This window comes from Pseudomonas agronomica, assembly GCF_025917275.1.
In the GTDB taxonomy this organism is placed as follows: Bacteria; Pseudomonadota; Gammaproteobacteria; order Pseudomonadales; family Pseudomonadaceae; genus Aquipseudomonas; species Aquipseudomonas agronomica.
The window spans coordinates 1-1,310 of sequence record NZ_JAOSHO010000843.1 but is presented as its reverse complement, the minus strand read 5'-3'; the positions used below and the strand labels follow the sequence as shown (position 1 = coordinate 1,310).

1 protein-coding gene is annotated in these 1,310 nt (G+C 62.1%); it reads right to left on the bottom strand.

All coding sequences use genetic code 11. From position 1 onward, the window contains the following. Positions 1-45: 45 nt before the first annotated feature. On the bottom strand, positions 46-1,104 hold the full coding sequence (nadA, locus tag OC610_RS27600) for a quinolinate synthase NadA (protein WP_030140785.1): 1,059 nt from the start codon (positions 1,102-1,104) through the stop codon (positions 46-48). Between the last annotated feature and the right edge of the window lie 206 nt (positions 1,105-1,310).

Sequence of the window (1,310 nt, the reverse complement as noted above, 5' to 3'; positions counted from 1 at the left end):
AGCTCCCTCGCTACAGAAAGCCTCGACAGTCCAGGACTTCAATAATCAGGCATTACCCGCCAACTTCATCCGCGCCGCCTGGGTGAAATCCAGCATGCGCTTGAGGGGGCGAATCGCCTGGGGGATCAGGGCCGGGTCGACGAATATCTCGTTGCTGCCATCCTTCAACGCCTGGAGCGTACGTTCCAGAGTGTTCATTGCCATCCACGGGCAATGCGCGCAACTGCGGCACGCCGCGCCGTTGCCGGCGGTGGGGGCTTCGATGAAGACCTTGTCCGGGCACAGCTGCTGCATCTTGTAGAAGATGCCACGGTCGGTGGCGACGATCAGCGTCTTGTTCGGCAAGCTCTGGGCGGCGGCGATCAGCTGGCTGGTGGAGCCCACGGCGTCGGCCAGTTCAATCACCGAGGTCGGCGACTCCGGGTGCACCAGGATCGCGGCGTCCGGATACAGCGCCTTCATGTCTTCCAACTGCTTGGACTTGAACTCTTCGTGGACGATGCAGGCGCCGTCCCAGAGCAGCATGTCGGCACCGGTCTTGCGCTGGATATAAGTGCCCAGGTGCTTGTCCGGTCCCCAGATGATCGTCTCGCCGTTGTCCATCAGGCTCTCGACGATTTCCAGTGCGCAGCTGGACGTCACCACCCAGTCCGCGCGGGCCTTCACGGCCGCCGAGGTATTGGCATACACCACCACGGTGCGCTCTGGATGTTGGTCGCAGAACGCCGAGAATTCATCCACCGGGCAGCCCAGGTCGAGGGAACAGGTGGCTTCCAGCGTCGGCATCAGCACGCGCTTTTCGGGGTTGAGGATCTTGGCGGTCTCGCCCATGAACTTGACCCCGGCCACCACCACGGTCTTGGCCGGATGGGCATTGCCGAAGCGTGCCATTTCCAGGGAGTCGGAGACACAGCCTCCGGTCTCTTCGGCCAAGGCCTGGATGATCGGATCACAGTAGAAATGCGCGACCAGCACCGCGTCCTGAGCCTTGAGCTCGGCGGCGATGGCGGCGCGGTACCAGGCCTCTTGCTCCGCCGATAGCGGCTTGGGCTGCTTGGCGTCGAGGTGAGCCTGGACCAGAAGGCGTTCGGAAATTTGCGTCATGTTCGCAAGACCTATGGGCGCGTTTTGCGCGAAAGTCGAGTATACACCCGGCTCCGGACCACTCGGGTACCGCCGGGAAAGTGGGTGTCCATCAGGCACGGGACAGCGTGAAGCCGGCAAGGCTACAGAATATCCCGCCGTTGCAAAAGATCATTCTGACCTGTGCCCGGCCAGGCGTATAACGACATATAGGCCGAACACAAACC

Bases quoted from the DNA above. Each gene is read 5' to 3' on its own strand.
- nadA (WP_030140785.1), bottom strand. From the start codon at position 1,104: ATGACGCAAATTTCCGAACGCCTTCTGGTCCAGGCTCACCTCGACGCC.